This is a genomic window from Arthrobacter sp. Rue61a (genome assembly GCF_000294695.2).
Classification (GTDB): domain Bacteria; phylum Actinomycetota; class Actinomycetes; order Actinomycetales; family Micrococcaceae; genus Arthrobacter; species Arthrobacter aurescens_A.
Window position 1 is genome coordinate 700,349 of record NC_018531.1, and the last position, 22,323, is coordinate 722,671.

Sequence of the window (22,323 nt, forward strand, 5' to 3'; positions counted from 1 at the left end):
CGATACGCCACGGGGGAAGCTGTTGTCCGCCCCTCCGATCTCCGGCACCACCAAAGGAACCAGCAGTGACTCGACTGACTCGAAGAAGAGGCATGTCCTTGGCAGGGCAGTACCTTGTGCTGCAGTTGCTGATCGTCCTCGCAGTTCTTGTTGCCGTTGTTGCCATTTCTTTGGCTCAATCCGCCGCCACCTTCGAGCGGACTGAAGGACGCCGTGCGCTGCTGGCCGCTGAAGCCTTGGGCAGCAACCCCACCGTCCGCGCATTGTTGCCGGAGGCCGAACCGCGCGTCGGTTCAGCCCTTCCGGCCGTGGCCGAATCCGTGCGCACCGTTTCGGGATCATCACATGTGGCACTCGCCAAACTTGACGGCACCGTGGTGGCATCATCGGATCCCAGCCTGTTGGGCCAACCCCTGCCGCTGGGTGAGAGCCAGGTGATGGAAGGGCGCGCCTGGACAGGTGTGCTGCCAGGAAGCAGCGGTGCCGTGCTGTCCGCCCACGTCCCGGTCCTGAACGATTCCGGAAAAGTCATTGGCGTCGCATCAATCAGCAGGAACTACCCATCCACCATTGAGCGACTCGGCGACGCCGTTCCCAACCTGCTCACCTATCTGGGTGTCGCCAGCATCCTGGGCGTCGCCGGATCCCTCCTGTTGTCCCGCCGCGTCAAACGGCAAACCCTCGGCATGGAACCCCGCGAAATCACGGGCCTCGTGGAGAATCGTGAAGCGATGCTGCAGGGCCTGAAGGAAGGCGTGGTCGCCTTGGATCCCCACGAGCGCATCACGGTGGCCAACCAGAGCGCCCGGCAACTCCTCGGCCTGCCACCGGATTGTGTGGGAAAGAAGTTGCGATCCCTCCACGTGGATCCGGCCCTGAAGATAGTCCTCACCCGCGAACAGTCAGACGCGGATCAATTGGTACTCGTGGGGGAGCGGCTAGTGGTCATGAACCGCGTTGCCCTGCGTTCCCACGGACGCGACATCGGCTCCGTCACCACGCTGAGGGACCGGACCGAACTGTCCTCTCTCGAAAGCGAACTCGGTGCCACCCGCACCGTCACCGATACCCTGAGGGCCCAGGCCCACGAGTTCGCCAACCAACTCCACGTCATCTCCGGCCTCATCCAAATCGGCGAATACGACTCCGTGGTGCAATTCGTCAATGGCGCCACCGTAGACCGGACACGGCTCAACGACGACGTCACCAGCCGCATCGAGGACCCCGCGCTCGCAGCCCTGCTGATCGCCAAAGCCAGCCTGGCAACGGAGCGCGGTGTGGACCTGAAACTGGACCCGAGGTCCGCGCTGCCACGCGTCAACGAGGAACTGTCACGCGACCTCACCACCGTGGTGGGGAACCTGGTAGATAACGCGTTCGACGCCGTCACTGGCCTTCCCGGGGCGTCGGTCCAAGTGTGGGTGGTCAACTCGGGTGACGACGTCACAGTCACAGTCAGGGACAACGGTCCCGGTGTTCCTTCCGGCTCCGCAGAGGATATTTTCCAACAAGGCTTCTCCACGAAAGAGCCTGGACCGGGCGATGCGCGGGGGTTTGGGCTGGCGTTGTCCCGGGTGATCTGCCGGCGCTCCGGGGGAGACTTGACGGTGGTCAACGACGACGGAGCCGTCTTCACGGCTCGATTCACGAAAGGGGCCTCCCAGCCATGATCCAAGTACTGATTGTTGACGATGACTTCATGGTGGCCAAGGTCCACGCCGGATTCATCCAAAGGACCCCAGGGTTCGGAGTGGTGGGCGTGGCACACACGGGTGCGCAGGCCCTAGTTGAAACGCAAAGGCTCCAGCCCGACCTCGTGTTGCTGGACATCCATCTCCCGGACATTAACGGACTGGAGCTCATGCACCAGCTGCGTGATGTTGCACCGGACCTCGATGTCCTGGTAATCAGCGCTGCCCGCGAGGTGGAAACCGTCCGAAAGGCCTTGCGCGGCGGGATCGTCCATTACCTCATCAAACCCTTCTCCCAGTCTGACCTGCAGGAACGCCTGGAGCATTACCTCAGTGCCTACCAAGGCCTGGACGCTTCCAAGGTGGAGGCCGAACAGTCTGATGTGAACAAGGTCTTTGGGCTGTCTGCTTCCGAACGGACACTGCCCAAGGGTTGCAGCGTGGAAACCCTCGGACTGGTTGAATCAGCCCTGAAAACAGCGCCTGGGGATCTCTCCGCAGCGGAGCTGGCCGAGCAACTTGGCACGTCCCGTGTCAGCGCCCGCCGTTACCTGGAGTACCTCCACGACGAAGGGGCGCTGGAGGTCAGACTCAAGTACGGCGTCGGGCGTCCTGAAAGGCGATATGTGCTGAAGGGGCGGTAAGCCGGACGCTCACCTAGTGCTGGTAGATGTCCCGCCTGTGGCCCATGGCTACCACCAAAACAATGAGTTGTGCGTCGCGGATCTCATAGATGATCCGATAGTCACCAGTCCGGACGCGCCAGTCTCCGCTGCTTCCGGAGAGCTTCTTTGCCCCGGGAGGACGAGGTGTTTCGGCGAGGATTTCGATGGCGGCCTGGATGCGCCGGCGTGCTTCCGGTGGGATCTTTCGCAACTGGCGGACCGCCGCGGGCGCAACCTGAACGGCGTAACTCAAGCCAGGCCCAGCTCCGCTTTGACTTCCTCCCATGGCACGGCGGCATCGCCGGTCTCTGTCATTTCGGTCCGTGCAGCGTTGGCTGCGCGGAGGTCGTTGAGGTCCTCAGCTGCCTCAATCAGCTTGGCGAGATCTTCTGCGTCGATCAGTGCTGCCACGCGGCGGCCACGGCGCAACAAATACACCGGTTCATGGCTTACTCGTGCCGTGTCAACCGCTTCGGAAAGTCGGCTCCGGGCCACGGTGACTGTCATCTCGGTCATACTGCGATTTTACGCCCCGAGCGCTGAAATGTACATAAAGGCGCTTTTGGCTCACATGCTCGCTTTCCACCCCAAGGCTGGCCCCAATTTCCCTGCGATGTCAGTGAGGATCTGCACGTAGTCCTCGTGGTCGAAGCTGAAGGGCAGTGCGAACGCCACCTCGTCCACTTCCTGGAATCCTGCGTGTGAATATAGTTGCTCGGCGATTTCGTCGCTGGTGCCTATGAGATCCCTGGCAAACATCATGCCCTTCGGTCCCTGCGGTGACTGTGTGCGGGGAGTGCGTTCATCGACGTAGCGCTGGTACTTCGCACGCTGGCCGCTGGAAGCAGAATCTGTGGGGATCACCACCAAACCTTGCGATGCCCGGGCGGTGTTTCCGGCTGCGGCGGCTGCTTCGCGGTACGCGCGGATCTGCGATTGCTGGACCTTGGCGAAGTCCGGCTCCTGGTCCTCGTCCGGGAAGATCACGCTGCTGGAGAGCAGGTTGAAACCGTTTTCTCCGGCCCAGACGGCTGATTTCATGCTGCCTGCCCCGTACCAGAGGCGGCTGCGCAGTCCGGGGGAGTGCGGCTCCACCCGGTTGGAGAATTCCTCCACAACGCCCTGTTTGCCGGAGAAGTCCCGAACTTTGTCGCCTCTGACCAGACGGGCGAAGCGTTCCACGCGGGCGTATGAGAAGTCCTCTGATTCTGTGGAATCCGGGTACAGCTCATGCTTCACGGTGTCGTAGTGCATCGGTTCTCCCACGCTCAACCCCGGATTGATCCGTCCGCCTGCGAGCAGATCCACGGTGGCCAGGTCCTCGGCCAGCCGCAACGGGTTTTCCCAACCCAGCGGGGTTACCGCGGTTCCGAGCTCAATCCTTGACGTGCGCTGGCTGGCGGCGGCCATGACTGCTACCGGGGAGGAGATTCCGAACTGCAAATGACGGTGCCGGAGCCAGGCACTGTCGAACCCCAACTGCTCACCGAGCTCGATGATCTCCAGCGTGGACCGGTGGCCAGCCGCCGGGTCCGCAGCGTCGAACAGGCCGATAGTGAGAAAACCAAGCTTGCGGAGGGGCTGTTCGGGGCGGGGCATGGACGTCCTTCGGGTTGGGTCGGCAGTTACTGCCCAGAATAGGCGGCGGTACCGGGGACGACGGCGGGAGGTTACCTTTTGTGATGGGAGCGGGCAAGCCGCCGTATCTCACTGGCGGGACGAAGCCCTCAGCCTGGGAGCTGAACCTGATTCCCTACCGTCTTCAGGTAGTTCCGGATCCCGTCCACCACCATCTGGTGGTCTTCATCGGACGTCAGCCCGGATACGGTGATCGCGCCGATCACGCCTGCTCCGCGGACGCGGATGGGGAACGATCCTCCGGCCAAGGTGTAGTCCTCATGCGCAAGCCAGCCACCACCCAAAGGGCTATGACCGCGGGCAGAAAACTGCTCGGACAACAACGCCGTGCTGTGCTCAAAGCGCAGCACAGAAGCAGACTTGCGGCGGATCCACTCCTCTTGGTCTGAGGTGGCTCCCGGCAAAACGCAGCGGAAGAGCACGATGTTGTGGCGGCGGATATCGATCGCCACTCCAAACCCGGACGCGATGGCGTGGTTGGCGATCAGCGAACCAAGCCGCCAGGCGTCGTGGTTGTCGAACGATGCGAAGACCAGCTCTTCTTCCTGCTGGCGGAGTTCAGCGTGCCGCGGTGACTCAGTCATTGTTCATTTCCCTTCCACTGCAGCGTCAGCCTCGTAGCTCAACCCGATCTGGCGTCGGATCTCATCCATCGCGGCCATGATGGACACGGTCTCACCCGGCGGCAAGATGGTTCCGGCGGTCTCTCCTGCGCGGATCAGGCGTTCCAGCTCAGCAGCTTGGAACTGCATTCCACGGCTGCCGACGGGCTGCTCATACCGTTCAACAACACTGCCATCAACGGCATGAACCGTGAACGGCACAGGGTTGTACCAAGTGTGTTCAATGTCGATCCACCCATCCGTCCCGATGACCATGGCGCGGTTGGCACTGGCGGCGTCGAGCTCGCAATCAACAATCGCCTGAGCACCGTCTGCGTACTCAAAGATCGCTGCCGTTTGACGGTCCACGCCGGTGGGCGACATGGTGGCGCTGGCCCGGACTGCGGCCGGGGTGCCGAGAATGTCGAACGCGAAGGAGATCGGGTAGATGCCTAAGTCCAGCAGCGCTCCGCCACCGAGCGCGGGATCGTTGAGCCGGTGTGCAGGGTCCTGGGGGAGGCTCTGGTTGTGGGTGGCCACAACCTTGCGGACCTCACCAATAGCGCCGGCAGCGATGAGTTCGCGGATGCGGATCATGTGCGGCAGGAATCGCGTCCACATCGCTTCGAGGGCAACGAGTCCCTTGGACTCAGCGAGGTCAACGATGTCCTGTGCTTCGCGCGCATTCATGGTGAACGACTTCTCCACCAGCACGTGCTTGCCCGCATTCAACGCCAACAGGGCGTTCTCGTGGTGGAAGGGGTGAGGCGTGGCGATGTAGACCACGTCAACCAGCGGGTCTGCCACCAGATCTTCATAGCTCCCGTGAGCGGTGGTCACGCCATACTGCTCCGCGAACGACTTGCTTGAGTCCGATGAGCGCGAACCCACCGCCTGCACCGCAAAGCCATTCTCTTTCAGGTCCTGCGTTTGGAGCCCGGCAATAAATCCTGTGCCGAGGATTCCCCAGCGGATTGTTCCGTCGGAGGTGCCATTGCTGAGGGTCACGTGCTTAGTCCTTTGTTGAGTCAGAAATTGGGTACGCCACAAACGCAAAGCGCACGGAATCCGGCGACCAGCTGTTGACGTTGAGGGTACCTTGGCCGCCGAAAAGTGGCCATGTATGGAGGGGAGTGGTCCAGTCCTCGGGCGAAACAAGGACGACGTCGACCGGCAAGTCGGCGGGGTGGCCTTCCGTTCCGGTAGAGCCACTTCCCATCCGGCGAGTACTCCGGGCCGTCGCAGTGACCGGACCCGACATCAACGCGGGCGATAGCGCCGCCGTCGGACGCTATGGTCATGAGGCGACCCGGCTGCGTAAAGTCGCCCGCCTCGATGCCCACGTAGGCCAGTTCCTTGCCGTCCGGGCTGACGCCGTGGAGGAAATGGAAAGAGCCGTCGTCGTCCGTGATCCTGGTGGCGGGGCCACCGGAAAGCGAGGCGCGGTAGATGTGGCCGTCGTTGGCGGAGAGGAAGATGCTCTCTCCATCAGGTGCCAGCACATGATCGTTATTGAGGTCAGGGATACCGGTGAGCGGAACTTCCACGGGATGACCACCGGTCACGTCCAGCGTCCACAGCTTTCCGTCCCCGTTGAGGACAAGCGCGTGGCCCGATCCCTTCGAAGTCAGGGTCCAGTTGGGTGCTTCGAAGAGTACGTCGTCAGTGCTGTAGAGCAGCTCGGCCTCGCCAGTTACCGACGCGACCCACACCTCGCAGCGCTGACCTGGTTGAAAGGTGCGGATCACGTCGGTTGGTCCTAGTCCTTGCTGCTGAAGGCGGCGTCGAAGGAGGTCTGTGAGGCGGGGAAGTCGAACTTCTTCAGCGCCGCGAGGGCTTCGGGGGCGCCGTGGAGGCGGTCCATGCCTGCGTCTTCCCATTCCACGCTGATGGGTCCGGTGTAGCCGATCGCGGTCAGGGCCCGGAAGGACGATTCCCAGGGCACGTCACCGCGTCCGGCGGAGACAAAGTCCCAGCCGCGGCGGGGGTCGCCCCAGGGCAGGTGCGAGCCCATCACGGTGTTCCGGCCGGTCTGGCGGAGCTTGGTGTCCTTGCAGTCCACGTGGTAAATCCGGTCCTTGAAGTCCCAGATGAAGGACACGGGGTCGATGCCTTGCCACATGAAGTGGGACGGGTCCCAGTTCAGGCCGAACGCTTCCCGGTGTCCGATCGCTTCGAGGGTCCGGACGGTGGTCCAGTAGTCGTAGGCGATTTCGGAGGGGTGGACTTCGTGGGCGAAGCGGACCCCGCATTCGTCGAACACGTCCAGGATGGGGTTCCACCGGTCGGCGAAGTCCTGGTAGCCGGCCTCGATGACCTTTTCCGGGACGGGCGGGAACATGGCGACGTATTGCCAAATGGAGGAGCCGGTAAACCCCACCACGGTGTCCACGCCGAGCGCTTTGGCGAGGCGGGCGGTGTGTTTCATTTCCTCTGCGGCGCGTTGCCGGACACCTTCGGGTTCCCCGTCGCCCCAGACGCGGGATCCGACGATCGCTTCGTGGCGGAAGTCGATGGGGTCATCGCAGACGGCCTGGCCCTTGAGGTGGTTGGAGATGGCCCAGACCTTCAGGTTGTACTTCTCCAGGATGGCGAGTTTGGACTCGACGTAACCGGGCTCGTCCCAGCGCCAGGCGTCCAGGTGGTCTCCGGAGACGGCGATTTCCAGGCCGTCGTAGCCCCAGCCCGAGGCAAGACGCGCGACTTCCTCGAAGGGAAGGTCGGCCCACTGACCGGTGAACAGGGTGTACGGGCGGGGCATGTCAGGCTCCTTCAGTAGCGGTGCTGGTTGCCCTTGCGGACAGCTGGATCAGTGAGCTTTTAGCTGCGGCGGACTCTTCCACTGCGGCCAAGATCTGTTGGATGTTCAGGCCGTCCTCGAACGACGGCGACGGAGCAACACCTGTGGCGATGGCAGTCAGGAAGTCCCGGATCTGGTGCGTAAACGTGTGCTCCCAGCCGATGATGTGCCCCTGCGGCCACCACGCTTCGAGGTAGGGGTGTTCGGGTTCGCTGACCAGGATCCGTCGGAATCCTTGCTCCCGGACGGGCACTGTGGTGTCCATGAACTTGAGTTCGTTGAGGTTTTCCAGATCGAACGTCAGCGATCCGAGCGAACCGTAGATTTCGAGCCTGAGGGAGTTCTTCTGGCCGGTCGCTACGCGGGAGGCTTCCACTGAGGCGATTGCTCCGGAGGCGAGCGTCAGATTGACCCAGGCGGCGTCGTCGACCGTGACATCCTCCAGCCCATCAGCGCCTGGGCGCTGATCAACAAAGGTCTGCAGGCGGCCGGATACCTCCGTGACGGGATCGTCCAGGAGGTACAGGATCTGGTCGATGGCGTGCGAGGCGATGTCGCCCAGCGCACCGGATCCGGCGGTTTCCTTGCGGAGGCGCCAGGTCATGGGGGACTCGGCGTCGGTCAACCAGTCCTGCAAGTACGCGGCGCGGACGTGGCGGACAGTGCCGAGGCGACCTTCGGCGATGAGCTCGCGGGCCAGTGCCAGGGCAGGGACCCGGCGGTAGTTGAAGCCGATCATCGATTGGACGCCGTTGGCCCGGGCTGAAGCGGCGGCGGCCACCATCGCCTCGGCCTCGCCCAGAGTGTTGGCCAGCGGCTTCTCCACGAGGACGTGCTTGCCTGCTTCCAGCGCGGCAGTGGCGATTTCGGCGTGCATCCATCCCGGCGCGCAAATATCGACGATGTGGATGTCGTCCCGTTCAAGCACGGCACGCCAATCCGTGGCGGATTCGGCCCAGCCATATTTGGCGGCGGCCTCCGCGACGGCACCGGCGTCCCGGCCCACGAGCACTTTCTGCTCGAAAGCGGGGACGTCGAAGAAACTGCCCACGTTCCGCCAGGCATTCGAGTGGGCCTTGCCCATGAAGGCATAGCCGATTACCGCCACTCCCAGCGGGGAGGAGTTGGAAATAGTCATCAGGTTCCTCGCCGGTTCTAAAGGGTCGCGGTTTCGGGTGCCCAGTCCTCAGGGAGGGCAGCCGAGACGGGGGCGTTGCTGGTGACGTCCACGAACGTTCCCGATTCCACGGATTCGGCGATCGAGACCATGCTGTCCAGCACGTGGTAGGCGAGATCACCTGTGGCGCGGTGGGCGGTGCCGGCACGGAGGGCGCGGGCCATGTCCAGAACACCCAGGCCGCGGCCGTTGGCCGGACCCGTTGCAGGGACGATTTCCGGTTCTTCGGCTCCGGGACGCCAGAGCTTCAGGTCGCCGTCGAAATAGTTCGGATCCGGGAGGGACAGCGTCGCCTCTGAGCCGGTGATTTCCACGAAGCCCATCCGCAGGCGCGGGGACTCGAAACTGAACACGCTGTGCGAGGACTGGCCACCTTCGAACTGCGCCATCGCGGACACATGCGTGGGAACCTCGACGGCGAATTCCTCGCCCGCCTTGGGACCGGAACCAATGACGCGGGTCGCCTTGGCAGAGGAGCCGACGGCGGCCACCTTACGGATCGATCCGAAGGTCTGGATCAGCGCAGTGAGGTAGTACGGTCCCATGTCGAACAGCGGACCGGCGCCGTGCTGGAAAAGGAACGCCGGGTTCGGGTGCCAGGATTCCGGGCCGGGGGTTTGGAACGTGGTCATGCCGGTCAACGGCGTCCCGATGTCCCCACGTTCGATGATCCGGCGGGCCGTCTGCAAACCGGCTCCGAGGAACGTGTCCGGTGCGGTGCCCAGGCGGATGCCGGCGGCGTCTGCGGCCTTGAGCAGGCCAAGCCCGGACTCGCGGTCTAGCGAGAAGGGCTTCTCAGTCCAGACGTGCTTGCCCGCGTTCACCGCAGCCGTGGCAACCTCGACGTGCGCTGCCGGGATGGTCAGGTTCACGATGATTTCGACGTCGGGATGGTTCAGTGCCAGCTCGGGCGCACCAAACTCCGGGATCCCGTATTCCTTGGCCCGTGCTTCGGCGGCCTCGACGAAGAGGTCTGCGATCACCAAGACCTTCAGGTCCGGGAAGACCGTGAGGTTGTCCAGATACTGCTTGCTGATGTTGCCCGCGCCGATGACGGCGACGCCAACCGGGCCTTTGCGGGTTGAAGGTGCGAAGCTCATGCGCCGGCCTCCCAGGAAACGGTGCCCTCGGCGGCGTTGGCGCTGGCAGCGGCGGTCAGGAATTGCAGGCTCTCGGTGATGCCTTGGAAGATGTCGCCGGAGTAGTCATCAAACTCCACGACGCCTACTTCCAGGGACTTGGCTGCGGCGATAACGTCCAGCACCGGAATGGTGCCCTGGCCTGCAGGCTGCTGTGCCTTGGTGTCTGTGTTACCCGGTCCGTCCTTGATATGGATGAGCTTCACGCGGTCACCCAAGCGGGCCAAGAGCTCCACGGGATCCTGGCCGCCGACCGCCACCCAGTACGTGTCCACTTCCAGGACAAGTTCCGGATCCAGCAGTCCTTCGAAGTATTCCAGGGCGGTCTTGCCCTCAATGGTGGACTCCAGCTCCCACGCGTGGTTGTGATAGCCCACCCGGATGCCGTACTCAGCGCCCTTCTTGGCTGCAGCGTTGAGCTTGGCTGCCGTGGCCTGGATGGTTTCGGCGTCCTGCCAGTGCTCGGCCGGGAGGAAGGGATCGATCACGGTGGTGATGCCCAATTCCTTGGCCGCTGCAAAGATCTCGTCCTGGTCCTGGGACAGGAGCGGTGCGTGGCCGGAAGGAGCGGTGAGGCCGTTCTCCTTCAGTGCAGCACCGAGCTCCTTGGCCGTGGCCACGAAGTTGTACGGCTCAACCTGCGTGAAACCAATCTCGGCAACCTTCTTGATGGTTCCCGGCAGGTCTTCCTGCAGAGCGTCCCGCAAGGTGTAGAGCTGGATCGAGTAAGACATTGGTTTCCTTTTCCGGAGAGGGCTGTTCAGGAATATTGGCGAGATGGCGTCAGTCTAGTGAGCGCACTCATTTCAGCCTAGAGGGACTTTTGCCGAGCGTCTAGCAAAAGTTGTAAATATTCCGCCGAACTTCCGGCGGATGACATGCATAAGCAATCATGCTTCACTAAATGCATGACAACAGCGGCCGGAAACACCGCCGCGCCAGAGGCCGGCAATCTCTCGCGCGCCGGGAATCTCTTCCAACTCCTCCGCGACGGAAAGGCCCGCACCCGTGCTGAGCTCGCCGAAACCACCGGGTTGGCCCGGTCCACGGTGGCCTCACGCATTGACGCGCTCATTAACTCCGGGCTCGTCGGGACCGCCGGTGAAGCGACCTCCACAGGCGGCAGGCCGCCGTCGCGCATTGCCTTCAACCCGGCAGCGCGGGTAGTCCTTGCCGTCGACGTCGGAGCTACCCACGTGATTGTTGCCGTCACCGACCTCGGTGGCAACGTTTTGGCGGAGCGACGCTTGGGGCAGGAAGTCGCCGATGGTCCGGACGTGGTCCTGGGCCGCGTGGTGTCAGCGGGCCGGGAACTCCTGGCCGAAGCCGGCCGGGAACTTGGCGACCTTGCCGGGATGGGCATTGGACTGCCCGGCCCCGTTGAGCACGATTCCGGTCGACCGGTGAAGCCGCCCATCATGCCTGGCTGGGACGGATTCGACGTCGTCACTTACGTTCAGCGCTCCCTGCCCGTTCCCGTCCTGGTGGACAACGACGTCAACATCATGGCGCTCGGCGAACGGACCGCGTACTGGCCGGACCATGACAACTTCCTGTTCATCAAAGTGGCCACCGGCGTCGGCGCGGGCATCATCAGCAGCGGTCAGTTGCAGCGTGGTGCCAACGGCACAGCCGGCGACCTCGGCCACGTCCGTGTTCCGCGCGGCGACGACGTCCTCTGCCGTTGCGGCAATCACGGCTGCCTGGAGGCGCTCGCGTCAGGTCCCGCCGTCGCACGTCAACTGCAAGCGCAAGGTTTGGAAGCTTCCAACGGTGCTGATGTCCTGCGCCTCGTGGGCGAAGGGAACCTTCAGGCCATCCAGGCGCTGCGGCAGGCCGGACGCGACGTCGGCGATGTACTGGCCACCGTGGTCAACCTGCTCAATCCGTCCATGATCATCATCGGGGGCAGCGTGGGGGAGGCCGGCGAACACCTCGTGGCCGGAATCCGCGAAGTGGTTTACCGGCGATCCCTGCCCCTGGCCACAACGCACCTGCGCATCGGCATTTCCATAGCCGGCCAGCGCGCCGCCATCCTCGGCGCCAGCCACATGGTCACCCAGCACGTCTTGTCACCGGCAGTGATTGAGGCCACGCTCCAAGCAGCGGGATGAGCCTCGCTGGATGCCGGTTGCCGGGTAGCGCCGTGATAGCAATGAAACTGATGTTTATTTTCCTTGCTTCGTCGTGCGCCCAATGAGCCGTCTATTCGCCAAGATTCCCCGCGGCTGGCTGATCCTTGCGTGCATCGGGCTGATTGCCCTCAACATGCGGGGTCCTTTCGTGGCCGTGGCGCCAGTGGTGGACTCCCTTCAGCAGGACCTCGGCTTTTCGCCGGTTGAGCTGGGGCTTCTGACCGGCATCCCCGTGCTCTGCTTCTCCCTGGCTTCGCCCTTGGCCTCACTGGCGGGCCGGCGTCTCGGGGCAGAAGTCGCAGTGATGCTCACCCTGCTCGGAGTCCTGGCCGGTGTGATCATCCGCTCCAGCGGCGGCGGCGTCTCGGTGATGGTGGGCACGGTCATCATTGGCGTGGCCATCACCATCGGCAACATCGCGGTGCCGCTCATCATCCGGCGCGACTTCGCACCCCGGCGCCAGGCAACCGCCATGGGCGTGTACACCGCCGCCCTCAACGTCGGCTCATTCCTGACATCCGTGGCAACGGCACCCCTTGCTGAGTTGGTGGGCTGGCGGTTGGCCTTGGCGGCGAGCGCCCTGTTGGCGTTGGCGGCAATCCTGTTCTGGGTGCCCACTGTGGGGGCTCGCAAGGCTTTTATTCCCCTTGCGGTTCCTGTTCCTCCGGCTTCCGGCTCCGGTCCCGTTGCGGGTGTGGGCTGGCTGACGGTGGGCCTCACGCTCGGCTTCGCGGGGCAGGCGTTTTCTTACTATGGCGTCACCGCGTGGCTGCCCAGCTTCCTGTCCGACGAACTCGCCATGGGCACCGCCGACGCCGGCGCAGGCTCCTCGCTCTTCCAGATCTTCGCGATCGTGGGCGGCTTGGGTGTGCCGCTCCTGGCCCGCTTCGCGAGTACGACGACGGTGGCGGTCACCTTGAGTGCGCTGTGGCTGACGGTACCTGTGGGCTTGTTGCTGGCCCCTGGGTTCTGGTGGCTGTGGTCCTCGCTGGGCGGTGTTGCCCAGGGTGGCGGCATCACGGTGATCTTCATAGCCATCATCAAGTTCGCGCACTCCCAAGCCGCTGCCGGGAAGATGTCCGCTGTGGTGCAAGGTGTTGGCTACTGCTTCGCTGCGTTGGCTCCCACTGTTGTTGGGTTCGTTCACAGCGTTACCGGGGGTTGGACGGTGCCGCTGTTCGTGATCCTTGGCTCGGTGCTCGCGTTCTGCGTGTGCACCACGTTGTCCGTGCGCTGGGTGGCCCGGCAGCGCTGAGCTTTTCTCGCTTGGCCGGCCCGATTCGGGGGTTCCCTGCTGATCGTGCCGTGCGCACGGCACGGTGTGCAGCGGGGCATCGAAATGGGCGGCTCGGGCATGGACTCGGGCATGGAGAAGCCCCGTTGCTGGGCTGCCTCCCCGACGGTCGGGGTCACTTGTTGCGAAGAGTGCAGGCAGCCCAGCGTCGGGGCTTGATGGTGTCGCCACCCAGTAGAACTAGGCCGCGACGAGTTCCTCCTCCGTGGCCTCTTCACGGGCCTCAGTGAGGAAACGGGCGTACGCGGGGATGGTCAGGAAGGTGGGGAATTCCTCGGCCAGGGTGACTTCTTCGAAGATGGCGCGGGCATCAGCGAAGCGGTCTCCGTCGAAGCGTTCCAGGCGGGCGTATTCCTCATCCAGCATGTCCTCAACCCATTCGCGGGTAATGATGTCACCGTGGTCAGTGATGGCGTGGGAGTGGATCCACTGCCACAGCTGGGAGCGGGAGATCTCCGCGGTGGCGGCGTCTTCCATGAGGTTGTGGATGGCCACAGCTCCGTTGCCCCGCAGCCAGGACTCGATGTAGCGGATGCCCACTTCGATGTTCAGGCGAACCCCGCCCTCGGTGATGGTGCCCTCGGTGCTGGCGATGTCGATCAGTGCGCGGTCATCGGGAGTGACGTCCTCGCGTGAACGGTCCAGCTGGTTGGGGCGGTCTCCGAGAACTTCGTCAAAGACTTCCCGGCACACCGGCACCAGGTCCGGGTGGGCCACCCATGAACCGTCGAAGCCGTCGTTGGCCTCACGGGTCTTGTCCGCACGGACCTTCTCGAACGAAGCCTGGTTTGCTGCTTCGTCCTTGCGGTTGGGAACAGCAGCAGCCATGCCACCGATCGCCATGGCCCCGCGGCGGTGGCAAGCCCGGACCAGCTGCTCCGTGTAGGCACGCATGAACGGCTGGGTCATGGTCACCTGGCCGCGGTCCGGGAGGACGAAACGCGGTCCGCGGGTGCGGAAGTTCTTGATCAGGGAGAAAATGTAGTCCCAACGTCCGGCGTTCAAACCCGAAGCGTGGTCACGCAGCTCGTACAGGATCTCTTCCATCTCGAACGCAGCCGTGATGGTTTCGATCAGAACCGTGGTGCGAATGGTGCCCTGCGGGATGCCGAGCAGGTCCTGGGCCAGGACGAAAATGTCATTCCACAAGCGGGCTTCGAGGTGGTTCTCGATCTTCGGCAGGTAGAAGTACGGGCCCTTGCCCTGGGCGATCAGGCGGCGGGCGTTGTGGAAGAAGAACAGCCCGAAGTCCACGATGCCTCCGGCGATTGGCTTGCGATCGATCAGCATGTGCTTCTCCGGCAGATGCCAGCCACGGGGGCGGACCACGATGGTGGGCAGGTCCTCGGCGGCCTTGAGCTTGTATTCCTTGCCCTCAGGAGAAGTGAAATCGATCCGGCGCTCTAAAGCATCGGTCAGGTTCAGCTGCCCTTGGATCACGTTCCGCCACGTCGGTGTGGACGAGTCTTCCATGTCAGCCAACCAAACCTTGGCACCGGAGTTCAGGGCGTTGATGGTCATCTTCTTGTCCACCGGGCCCGTGATCTCGACGCGACGATCCTCCAAGCCCGGCGCCGGGGGAGCGACACGCCACGACGGGTCATTCCGGATGGCTTCGGTCTGCGGCAGGAACCGTGGATCCTGGCCCCCCGAAATTTGGTTGCGGCGGGCGTGCCGTGCCTGCATCAGCTCCTGACGACGATCCGCCGTCGCCCGGTGCAACTTGCCAATGAACTCGAGGGCGTCCGGCGTGAGGACCTCGTTCTGCCGGCAAATGGGCTGCGCGGTGATGGTGATGCCATTGATAGTGAAGTTGTCAGTGAAGCTGTTCATTTCAATCTCTCCTATGAGAAGCAAATGTTCGACGGCGGCACTTCCGCGAGATGCGCACCAGGCCAAGGAGCCGGTCCGCAGGCCGGAGGCGACAGCCGCCGTCGGGAATTGGTTTAGTGGAACTGGCCCTCTTCGGTCGATCCGACCAGTGCGAGGGTGGATGCGTTCGGGTTGAGCGCTGTTGCGATGTCGTCGAAGTAGCCTGTGCCGACTTCGCGCTGGTGCTTGGTGGCGGTGTAGCCGCGGGACTCGGAGGCGAATTCCTTTTCCTGGAGCTCGACGTAGGCACTCATGCCTTCACGGGCGTAGCCGTGGGCGAGGTCGAACATCGAGTAGTTCAGGGCGTGGAATCCGGCCAGGGTGATGAACTGGAAGGTGAAGCCCATGGCACCGAGTTCGCGCTGGAACTTGGCGATGGTGGTGTCGTCCAGGTGCTTGCGCCAGTTGAAGGACGGGGAGCAGTTGTAGGAAAGCATCTGGTCCGGGAACTCGGCCTTGACCGACTCGGCGAACTTGCGGGCCAGCTCCAGGTCCGGGGTGCCGGTCTCCATCCAGATGAGGTCGGAGTACGGTGCGTAGGCCTTGGCGCGGGCGATGCAGGGTTCGATGCCGTTGCGGACCTTGTAGAAGCCCTCGGCCGTGCGAACAGGCTGTCCACCTTCGCGGAGGATGAATTCCTGGTCGCGCTCGTCAACGTCGGAGGTGATCAGGGTTGCTGCTTCGGCGTCGGTGCGGGCGATGACCACCGTGGGGGTGCCGGCGACGTCGGCTGCCAGGCGGGCTGCGTTGAGGGTGCGGATGTGTTGCTGGGTGGGAATCAGGACCTTGCCACCGAGGTGGCCGCACTTCTTTTCGGACGCTAGCTGGTCTTCCCAGTGAACGCCCGAGGCGCCGGCGGTGATCATGGACTTCATGAGCTCGTAGGCGTTCAGCGGGCCACCGAAGCCGGCTTCGGCGTCGGCGACGATCGGGACGAGCCAGTCCTCAACGGTCTTGACGCCCTCGGCATATTCGATCTGGTCTGCGCGGAGCAGGGCGTTGTTGATGCGGCGGACAACCTGGGGTACCGAGTTGGCCGGGTACAGGGACTGGTCCGGGTAGGTCTGGCCCGAAAGGTTGGCGTCAGCTGCAACCTGCCAACCGGAAAGGTAGATGGCGCGGAGGCCGGCCTTGACCTGCTGCACTGCCTGGTTGCCGGTCAGCGCACCCAAAGCGTTGGTGTAGCCGCCGGTAGGAGCTTCTTCGGTGAGCTGCTTCCACAGCTTCTCCGAACCGCGGCGGGCCAGGGTGTGCTCTTCGGAGACGCGACCGCGGAGGCGGACGACGTCGGTAGCCGAGTAATCGCGGGTGACGCCTTCCCAACGCGGGTTGGCGGACCATTCAAGTTCCAGCGCTGCGGCCTGCTCGCCTGCTGTGTCCTGGGCGGACGACTCTGCTGGTTCAAATGAAGCGGTCATCTTTGATCTCCTATGTGGTGCCCGGGCCGGCCTCCGCTGCGCCTTTGCTGCATCGGCCGGCTTGCCCGGGGTCTGTATTTCTTTTTCGTAAGACCTACTTTTCTGCACTTCCAAGAGGGTTACTAGGGGAAAACTATGGAAAGAAATGCACTTCTTCGCGTATTCTCAAGAAATGTCGCCTGTGAGCTGGAATCGCGAAGTCGCGTCGCCGTCGTTACCCGCTGCGTCCCCTGAACTGGACGTCATCAGCCTTGGCCGCCGCGTGCGCCATCTGCGCAAGCAGGCGGGGCTGACACTGGACGACTTGAGTGCCGCCGTCGGGACCGCACCCAGCCAGTTGAGCCTTATCGAAAACGGCAAACGCGAGCCCAAGTTGGGGCTGCTGCAGCAGCTCGCCGCGTCACTGAATGTGACCATCGATCAGCTGCTCGGAGCCGAGCCGCCAAGCCGTCGGGCGGCCTTGGAAATTGAGCTCGAACGGTACCAGCGCGGGCCGCTCTACGAGTCTCTCAACCTGCCCAAAATCCGCATCAGCTCGCGGCTTCCGCTCGATGTGCTGGAGTCTCAGGTGGGGCTGCTCCAGGAGCTCGAACGCAAACTTAATGAGCAGGTGGCGACGCCGGAAGAAGCCCGCCGTGCGAACGGCGAGTTGCGTGCCATGATGCGCGAGCGCGGCAACTATTTCCCCGAGTACGAGGCGGAGGCGCAGAAGGTCCTCAAAGGAGTGGGTTACACCACCGGTCCGCTGAGCCAGCACGTTATCGCGGACATCGCCGAGAACCTGGGTTTCACCCTGCACCATGTGGGTGATCTTCCCCATTCCACGCGGTCCGTGACCGATTTGAAGAACCGCAGAATTTATCTGACGCAGAACCAACGCCAGGATCATGACCCCCGTTCGGTCCTCCTGCAGGCGCTGGGCCACTACGTCCTGGGGCACGAAACTCCGCGCAATTACGGGGATTTCCTGGCGCAGCGGGTGGCGACCAACTACTTCGCTGCCGCTTTGCTCCTCCCCGAGCAGGCCACGGTGGAGTTCCTGCAAAAAGCCAAGGCCGCCAAGGAAATTGCCGTGGAGGACATTCGCGACGCCTTCGCCGTGTCCTACGAAACGGCCGCGCACCGCTTCACCAACCTGGCCACCAAGCATTTGGGCATCACCACGCACTTCCAGAAGACCCACCAGTCCGGCATCATTTACAAGGCCTACGAGAACGACGGCGTCACCTTCCCGCAGGACCACACCGGGGCAATTGAAGGACAACCGTCCTGCAAGGCGTGGACCTCCCGTGCAGTGTTCGATGTGCCGGACAAATTCAGCGCCTACAGCCAGTACACGGACACCCCTTCGGGTACGTACTGGTGCACGGCTCGGACCGAACGGTCGGCCGCCGGTGAATTTTCCCTGAGTATTGGTGTGCCGTACCAGCATGTGAAATGGTTCCGGGGGCGCGAGACCACTGCCCGGGCAACGTCAAACTGCCCGGATCCCAATTGCTGCAAGCGGCCCCCGGCATCATTGGCGAACGAGTGGGCCGGCAACGCGTGGCCCTCCGCCCGCGCGCACTCGCACCTGCTGGCAGCCATGCCCCCGGGTGCGTTCCCCGGCGTGGACGAGACAGAGGTATACAGCTTCCTGGCGGCCCACTCCGAGCGCTGACCCTCTCTCACATCCCTCGTGCTTGGCCGTGACCCTCTCTCACATTCCGGCAACATTTGGCCATCCCTCTCTCAGATCGCGTGAGTTCCCACCACAAACGGAGCACCATGTGAGGACGACACCAAGCAGGGGGATGCGTCATGAATCGAGTCCGCAAAGCGACAACGCTGATCGCGGCAGCCGCGCTGGTCAGCGGCTCCGCGACGATCAGTGCCTGCGCGCCCCAACCAGCCGACGTCGGGCTCTTGACGGCCGACGGCGTGACTCGCGTTTCGGTTCAAACTGCGGACTACTCTGCGCAGCTTGAGGCTTTCAATGCGTCAGCGCGCAAGCTCGGGGTCACGCTGCTCGCCGATGGCGGCGACTCCGGCAACGGCAACGTGGTGTCGTCGCCCGCCAGCCTGCTGATTGCGTTGAGCATGCTCCGGGCCGGGGCGTCGGGGGTCACTGCTGCGGAGATGGACTCGGTTCTGGGTTTGCCGGCCGAAGGGCGCGACGAAGCGATGAACGCGCTGCTCGCCTCCCTTGAAAAGTTCGACGGCGACCCCGGCTCAGTGGACGAAGAGAACCCGCCGCAGAAGCCGGTCATGCACGCTGCCAACGGGCTGTTCGTGGACAAAGGCGTGCCCACTGGCGAGGCTTTTCTGACCACGCTGGGTAAGCATTTTGGCACGGGCGTGTATCCGGTGAACTTCAGGGACGAGGCCGTGACCAAGCCCGCCATTGACCAGTGGGTCAGCAAAAACACCGGTGGGCGGATCAAGGAAGCCCCTGCACAATACAGTCCGGACAACACCTTCAGCCTGCTCAACGCCCTCTACTTCGCCGCAGCCTGGCAGGCTCCCTTCGACGCGAACGACACGGCGGACAGCCCCTTCACCAAGGCCGGAGGCGAAGTGATCAACGTACCCACCATGCACTCATCACTCACCATGGCCTACGCGGAAGCTCCAGGTTGGAAGGCAGTGGACCTGCCTTACGCCGAGGGCTTCGTGATGCGGCTGACACTGCCCGACGGCGGTGCGTCTGGTCCGGACGGTCCGGCTGCGGTTTCTGCGGAGGTGCTTGCCGATGTGGCGAGGGAGCTTTCCGGGGCACAACAGGACATGGTCCACATCAGCATGCCCAAGTGGGACCACAAAACCACGTTCGAACTGCGGAAAGTGTTCGAAACGCTGGGACTCAAGGACATGCTGGCGACTTCCACCGACTTCGATTCCATCCAGCAGGGTATGAAGCTGACGCAGGCGGCCCAGGCAGCCAACATCACTGTTGCTGAGAAAGGGACCATCGCTTCAGCGGTGACCCAAATCAATGCAGAGGCGTCCAGCGCGATGGTCCCGGAACGGAAGATCATCCTTGATCACCCGTTCCATTACCAGATCGTTCACAGTGAGACGGGCATGCCCCTCTTCACGGGGTGGGTGGCAGACCCGCGCTAGCGGACCAGTCGCTCCACCAGGACTGCAGCTGCTTGAACAACCTCGTCGGCTGCCTGCTTGGATGCGCTCAGAGCCACTTCCTGCCCGGACACTGTCACGATGTCCGTGATCACCGCGACCGTGAGCCTGCCCAGGGTGTCGTCGCTGGCGCCGAGGAGCACGGTGTTCTGCCGGACCCATTCGCGGCCGCGTTCCCGCCTGAGTACTTCGAAGCCCGGGGGAGTGTCGCCTTCGATGAACACGCGCTCCAGATCCCGGTGCTTCCAGGTGTAGTCGAAGTAGCTGCGACTGCCCACGTTGAACAGCGCTAAGGGATCGTCTTCGCCGGCCTTCCGGGCTTTGGCCACGGCCGCGGCGACCAGCCTTTCGTGCTCGTTTTGGTAGTCGTCCCAGAGCGCGAGGAAGAGTTCGGTCTTCCCTCCGAAGTGGTGATAGAGGCTGCCGACGCTGGATCCGGCGCGCGCCACGATGTCCGAGATGCTCGCGTCGGTGAAGCCATGCTGGACGAACACTTCGGTGGCAGCGTCCAACAGGTTGCGTTGGGTGGCAGCTGTCCGGGTCCATTGCCAGGAGCCCGCATTGTTGGCTACTTCGGATGTCTTGCGGACCATGCTTTGGGCTCCTCTCACAGGCAAGGCAAAGACCGGAGTGTCGACCGGCCATTTTTTGGAATCCTACCTCCGAAAGAATCCACATAGCCATCAACAAGCCTTGACTGCCCCGTGAAACACAGGAAATAATTCTGGAAGTCTGTTCTAGAAATACGTATTGCGGCATGTATCCGAATGCTGCGATTTTTGACGTCGAACGCCCCGAAACCCGGGTGCCGTTTTCACCGTCGGGCTGCAACTGGTTGAATCGCTATATAGCGCCAACTGGTCGCAGCCAAACAAGCCAGAGAGGAACGCGGCCTGATGTCCGTTTCAAGCAAGTCGTCCGGGATCACGTCGAACAGGTGGTTCAAACCCGTCGTCGTCACCGCAGGAGCTTTGGTGGTGGCCCTCATCCTGGTGCTCGTGGCGCAATGGCTCCGGACCCTTCAGCCGGTCCAGCAGTTCCTGGTGGATTACCCCGGGCACTCGGCCGTTCCTGAGGGCGCTCCCACCGGCTTCCCCGCCTGGCTGGGGTGGCAACACTTCCTGAACATGTTCTTCATTGTCCTGATCATCCGTTCGGGCTGGCAGGTGCGGACCACCACACGCCCGGCGGCAAACTGGACCCGGAACAACAAGGGATTCATCAAGACCAAGAACCCGCCCACCAAGATCAGCCTGGACCTCTGGTTCCACCTGACGCTGGACGCGCTCTGGGTCCTGAACGGCATCATCTTCATCGTGCTGCTTTTCGCTACCGGTCAGTGGTTGAGGATCGTTCCCACCAGCTGGGATGTCTTCCCCAACGCCGTCTCCGCCGGATTGCAGTACGCCTCGCTGAACTGGCCGGTTGAAAACGGTTGGAACAACTACAACAGCCTCCAGCTCCTGACCTACTTCATCACGGTGTTCATCGCGGCACCGCTGGCCATCCTCACGGGCATTCGGATGTCCGGGGCATGGCCCAAGAAGGCTGCGATCAACAAGTTCTACCCGATCGAACTGGCCCGGAAGATCCATTTCCCGGTGATGATCTACTTCGTGGCCTTCGTGATCGTCCACGTCACCCTGGTGCTGGCTACCGGCGCCCTGAGGAACCTCAACCACATGTACGCGTCGAACGACGATAACAACAGCTGGTGGGGCTTCGGCATCTTCGCGGCTTCCATCGTCTTCACAGCGGCCGCCTGGTTCCTTGCCCGCCCGCTGTTCCTGCGGCCGATCGCCTCGCTCATGGGCAAGGTCTCGCGCTAGCCAAACGCAAAGACAACAGCCGCCCCGGAAGAGTTTCCGGGGCGGCTGTTCTCGCATGTGCCGCAGAGCTAGCTCAAAGCCCCGCCCTGCCACAGGGCATCGAACGGCGCACCGGAGGACACCCGGTTCTTGATGCCGGCAGTCACGAAAGCCTTCGCAGTCCGGGCTGCTTCAAGGGGCCTCGCACCCTTGGCGAGCTCGGCGGTCACAGCTGCAGCAAGGGAGCAACCAGCGCCGGACACAGCCACTTCGCCAACCTTCGGGGCGCGCAGGACTTCCAGCGTCTCGCCGTCGTAGTAAACGTCGACGGCGTCGGGGCCTTCCAGCCGCACGCCACCTTTGGCGAGGACTGCTGCACCGCTGATCTCGTGGATCCTGATAGCAGCAGCCTTGAGCGACTCTTCATCGCTAATGGTCAGCCCTGACAGCGACTCCGCTTCGAAGTGGTTCGGCGTGACGAAGGTAGCCAGCGGCAGGATCTGGGCCTTCAGCGCCTGATCAGTGTCCAAGGCGTGGCCCGGCTCCTGGCCCTTGCAGATCAAAACCGGGTCCAAAACCACATTCGCGAAATCGCCGTCAGTCAGTGCCTTCTCCACGGTGCTGATGGTTGCTGGGCTTCCCAGCATGCCGATCTTCACGGTGTCCAGGACCGAAGGTGCGCCGGAAGCGGCACCGTATGCCGCCGTCGTGGCCTCCAACTGGTCCGCGATGACCTGCTGATCCACCGGGACAAAACGGTGGTTCCAGTTGTCCTGCGGGTTGAAGGACACGATGCAGGTGAGGTTTGCTATGCCGAACACTCCGAGTTCCTGGAAGGTCTTGAGGTCGGCCTGCGCACCGGCGCCGCCGGTCGCTTCGGAACCGGCGATGGTCAGGGCAATGGCAGGGGCAACGGCTGAAGTCATGGTTTCCATTTTGCCAGTTGCCCGGCCGTGGACCGATT

At 63.2% G+C, this 22,323-nt stretch carries 21 protein-coding genes; 7 read left to right on the forward strand and 14 right to left on the reverse strand.

Annotation, left to right across the window (positions count from 1 at the left end):
* Window positions 1-92: 92 nt before the first annotated feature.
* Together ARUE_RS03385 and ARUE_RS03390 are read left to right on the forward strand one after the other, a co-directional pair.
* On the forward strand, window positions 93-1,670 hold the full coding sequence (locus ARUE_RS03385) for a sensor histidine kinase (protein WP_011773455.1): 1,578 nt from the start codon (window positions 93-95) through the stop codon (window positions 1,668-1,670).
* Window positions 1,667-2,335 carry a response regulator gene (locus ARUE_RS03390; RefSeq protein WP_014920724.1) on the forward strand — a complete coding sequence of 223 codons (669 nt, stop codon included), beginning with the start codon at window positions 1,667-1,669 and terminating at the stop codon, window positions 2,333-2,335. Before ARUE_RS03385 ends, ARUE_RS03390 begins: the two co-directional genes overlap by 4 nt.
* A gap of 13 nt (window positions 2,336-2,348) precedes the next feature.
* Here ARUE_RS03390 and ARUE_RS03395 read toward each other — a convergent pair whose 3' ends face one another.
* The 10 genes from ARUE_RS03395 to ARUE_RS03440 all read right to left on the reverse strand — a co-directional run bounded on the left by ARUE_RS03395 (window position 2,349) and on the right by ARUE_RS03440 (window position 10,446).
* Window positions 2,349-2,609, reverse strand: a complete 261-nt coding sequence (locus ARUE_RS03395; protein WP_011773457.1) for a type II toxin-antitoxin system RelE family toxin — start codon at window positions 2,607-2,609, stop codon at window positions 2,349-2,351.
* Window positions 2,606-2,872, reverse strand: a complete 267-nt coding sequence (locus tag ARUE_RS03400; protein WP_011773458.1) for a type II toxin-antitoxin system Phd/YefM family antitoxin — start codon at window positions 2,870-2,872, stop codon at window positions 2,606-2,608. Before ARUE_RS03400 ends, ARUE_RS03395 begins: the two co-directional genes overlap by 4 nt.
* A 51-nt stretch (window positions 2,873-2,923) precedes the next feature.
* The gene (locus tag ARUE_RS03405) at window positions 2,924-3,955 is read right to left on the reverse strand and encodes an LLM class flavin-dependent oxidoreductase (protein ID WP_014920725.1); all 1,032 of its coding nucleotides are present in this window, start codon (window positions 3,953-3,955) and stop codon (window positions 2,924-2,926) included.
* Window positions 3,956-4,083: 128 nt separating this feature from the next.
* On the reverse strand, window positions 4,084-4,578 hold the full coding sequence (locus ARUE_RS03410) for a heme-degrading domain-containing protein (protein ID WP_014920726.1): 495 nt from the start codon (window positions 4,576-4,578) through the stop codon (window positions 4,084-4,086).
* 3 nt (window positions 4,579-4,581) lie between these two features.
* The gene (locus ARUE_RS03415; RefSeq protein WP_014920727.1) at window positions 4,582-5,604 is read right to left on the reverse strand and encodes a Gfo/Idh/MocA family protein; all 1,023 of its coding nucleotides are present in this window, start codon (window positions 5,602-5,604) and stop codon (window positions 4,582-4,584) included.
* Between the two features lie 20 nt (window positions 5,605-5,624).
* Window positions 5,625-6,344 carry a TolB family protein gene (locus ARUE_RS03420; RefSeq protein ID WP_014920728.1) on the reverse strand — a complete coding sequence of 240 codons (720 nt, stop codon included), beginning with the start codon at window positions 6,342-6,344 and terminating at the stop codon, window positions 5,625-5,627.
* Between the two features lie 11 nt (window positions 6,345-6,355).
* On the reverse strand, window positions 6,356-7,357 hold the full coding sequence (locus ARUE_RS03425) for a sugar phosphate isomerase/epimerase family protein (protein WP_014920729.1): 1,002 nt from the start codon (window positions 7,355-7,357) through the stop codon (window positions 6,356-6,358).
* A 1-nt stretch (window position 7,358) separates the two neighbouring features.
* Window positions 7,359-8,534, reverse strand: a complete 1,176-nt coding sequence (locus ARUE_RS03430) for a Gfo/Idh/MocA family protein (protein WP_014920730.1) — start codon at window positions 8,532-8,534, stop codon at window positions 7,359-7,361.
* 17 nt (window positions 8,535-8,551) lie between these two features.
* Window positions 8,552-9,673, reverse strand: coding sequence for a Gfo/Idh/MocA family protein (locus ARUE_RS03435; protein WP_014920731.1), 1,122 nt, complete (start codon window positions 9,671-9,673; stop codon window positions 8,552-8,554).
* Complete coding sequence (locus ARUE_RS03440) at window positions 9,670-10,446, reverse strand: sugar phosphate isomerase/epimerase family protein (RefSeq protein WP_014920732.1); 777 nt, start codon at window positions 10,444-10,446, stop codon at window positions 9,670-9,672. Before ARUE_RS03440 ends, ARUE_RS03435 begins: the two co-directional genes overlap by 4 nt.
* 174 nt (window positions 10,447-10,620) lie before the next feature.
* On the opposite strand from ARUE_RS03440, the gene ARUE_RS03445 reads away from it, so the two are divergent.
* Together ARUE_RS03445 and ARUE_RS03450 are read left to right on the forward strand one after the other, a co-directional pair.
* On the forward strand, window positions 10,621-11,826 hold the full coding sequence (locus ARUE_RS03445; RefSeq protein ID WP_043469757.1) for an ROK family transcriptional regulator: 1,206 nt from the start codon (window positions 10,621-10,623) through the stop codon (window positions 11,824-11,826).
* An 82-nt stretch (window positions 11,827-11,908) separates the two neighbouring features.
* Window positions 11,909-13,102, forward strand: a complete 1,194-nt coding sequence (locus ARUE_RS03450; protein WP_014920734.1) for an MFS transporter — start codon at window positions 11,909-11,911, stop codon at window positions 13,100-13,102.
* Between the two features lie 219 nt (window positions 13,103-13,321).
* Here the strand turns inward: ARUE_RS03450 and aceB are convergent, their stop codons facing one another.
* Together aceB and aceA are read right to left on the reverse strand one after the other, a co-directional pair.
* Window positions 13,322-14,974 (reverse strand): malate synthase A, encoded by a 1,653-nt coding sequence (aceB, locus tag ARUE_RS03455; protein WP_014920735.1) that lies wholly within the window; start codon window positions 14,972-14,974, stop codon window positions 13,322-13,324.
* A 113-nt stretch (window positions 14,975-15,087) separates the two neighbouring features.
* The gene (gene aceA, locus ARUE_RS03460; protein WP_011773472.1) at window positions 15,088-16,431 is read right to left on the reverse strand and encodes an isocitrate lyase; all 1,344 of its coding nucleotides are present in this window, start codon (window positions 16,429-16,431) and stop codon (window positions 15,088-15,090) included.
* Between the two features lie 145 nt (window positions 16,432-16,576).
* Here aceA and ARUE_RS03465 point away from each other — a divergent pair, with 145 nt between their 5' ends.
* Together ARUE_RS03465 and ARUE_RS03470 are read left to right on the forward strand one after the other, a co-directional pair.
* The gene (locus ARUE_RS03465) at window positions 16,577-18,091 is read left to right on the forward strand and encodes an XRE family transcriptional regulator (RefSeq protein ID WP_014920736.1); all 1,515 of its coding nucleotides are present in this window, start codon (window positions 16,577-16,579) and stop codon (window positions 18,089-18,091) included.
* A 140-nt stretch (window positions 18,092-18,231) separates the two neighbouring features.
* Window positions 18,232-19,533 (forward strand): serpin family protein, encoded by a 1,302-nt coding sequence (locus ARUE_RS03470; protein WP_014920737.1) that lies wholly within the window; start codon window positions 18,232-18,234, stop codon window positions 19,531-19,533.
* On the opposite strand, the gene ARUE_RS03475 is transcribed toward ARUE_RS03470, so the two are convergent.
* The gene (locus ARUE_RS03475) at window positions 19,530-20,144 is read right to left on the reverse strand and encodes a TetR/AcrR family transcriptional regulator (protein WP_014920738.1); all 615 of its coding nucleotides are present in this window, start codon (window positions 20,142-20,144) and stop codon (window positions 19,530-19,532) included. The two genes, ARUE_RS03470 and ARUE_RS03475, sit on opposite strands and share 4 nt — an antisense overlap.
* A gap of 303 nt (window positions 20,145-20,447) precedes the next feature.
* On the opposite strand from ARUE_RS03475, the gene ARUE_RS03480 reads away from it, so the two are divergent.
* Complete coding sequence (locus ARUE_RS03480) at window positions 20,448-21,380, forward strand: cytochrome b/b6 domain-containing protein (RefSeq protein WP_014920739.1); 933 nt, start codon at window positions 20,448-20,450, stop codon at window positions 21,378-21,380.
* Between the two features lie 68 nt (window positions 21,381-21,448).
* Here the strand turns inward: ARUE_RS03480 and ARUE_RS03485 are convergent, their stop codons facing one another.
* Window positions 21,449-22,285 (reverse strand): hydroxymethylpyrimidine/phosphomethylpyrimidine kinase, encoded by an 837-nt coding sequence (locus ARUE_RS03485; protein WP_502691434.1) that lies wholly within the window; start codon window positions 22,283-22,285, stop codon window positions 21,449-21,451.
* Between the last annotated feature and the right edge of the window lie 38 nt (window positions 22,286-22,323).

Bases quoted from the DNA above. Each gene is read 5' to 3' on its own strand.
- ARUE_RS03385 (WP_011773455.1), top strand. From the start codon at position 93: ATGTCCTTGGCAGGGCAGTACCTTGTGCTGCAGTTGCTGATCGTCCTC.
- ARUE_RS03390 (WP_014920724.1), top strand. From the start codon at position 1,667: ATGATCCAAGTACTGATTGTTGACGATGACTTCATGGTGGCCAAGGTC.
- ARUE_RS03400 (WP_011773458.1), bottom strand. From the start codon at position 2,872: ATGACCGAGATGACAGTCACCGTGGCCCGGAGCCGACTTTCCGAAGCG.
- ARUE_RS03405 (WP_014920725.1), bottom strand. From the start codon at position 3,955: ATGCCCCGCCCCGAACAGCCCCTCCGCAAGCTTGGTTTTCTCACTATC.
- ARUE_RS03410 (WP_014920726.1), bottom strand. From the start codon at position 4,578: ATGACTGAGTCACCGCGGCACGCTGAACTCCGCCAGCAGGAAGAAGAG.
- ARUE_RS03425 (WP_014920729.1), bottom strand. From the start codon at position 7,357: ATGCCCCGCCCGTACACCCTGTTCACCGGTCAGTGGGCCGACCTTCCC.
- ARUE_RS03430 (WP_014920730.1), bottom strand. From the start codon at position 8,534: ATGACTATTTCCAACTCCTCCCCGCTGGGAGTGGCGGTAATCGGCTAT.
- ARUE_RS03435 (WP_014920731.1), bottom strand. From the start codon at position 9,673: ATGAGCTTCGCACCTTCAACCCGCAAAGGCCCGGTTGGCGTCGCCGTC.
- ARUE_RS03440 (WP_014920732.1), bottom strand. From the start codon at position 10,446: ATGTCTTACTCGATCCAGCTCTACACCTTGCGGGACGCTCTGCAGGAA.
- ARUE_RS03445 (WP_043469757.1), top strand. From the start codon at position 10,621: ATGACAACAGCGGCCGGAAACACCGCCGCGCCAGAGGCCGGCAATCTC.
- ARUE_RS03450 (WP_014920734.1), top strand. From the start codon at position 11,909: ATGAGCCGTCTATTCGCCAAGATTCCCCGCGGCTGGCTGATCCTTGCG.
- aceB (WP_014920735.1), bottom strand. From the start codon at position 14,974: ATGAACAGCTTCACTGACAACTTCACTATCAATGGCATCACCATCACC.
- aceA (WP_011773472.1), bottom strand. From the start codon at position 16,431: ATGACCGCTTCATTTGAACCAGCAGAGTCGTCCGCCCAGGACACAGCA.
- ARUE_RS03465 (WP_014920736.1), top strand. From the start codon at position 16,577: ATGCACTTCTTCGCGTATTCTCAAGAAATGTCGCCTGTGAGCTGGAAT.
- ARUE_RS03470 (WP_014920737.1), top strand. From the start codon at position 18,232: ATGAATCGAGTCCGCAAAGCGACAACGCTGATCGCGGCAGCCGCGCTG.
- ARUE_RS03475 (WP_014920738.1), bottom strand. From the start codon at position 20,144: ATGGTCCGCAAGACATCCGAAGTAGCCAACAATGCGGGCTCCTGGCAA.
- ARUE_RS03480 (WP_014920739.1), top strand. From the start codon at position 20,448: ATGTCCGTTTCAAGCAAGTCGTCCGGGATCACGTCGAACAGGTGGTTC.
- ARUE_RS03485 (WP_502691434.1), bottom strand. From the start codon at position 22,285: ATGACTTCAGCCGTTGCCCCTGCCATTGCCCTGACCATCGCCGGTTCC.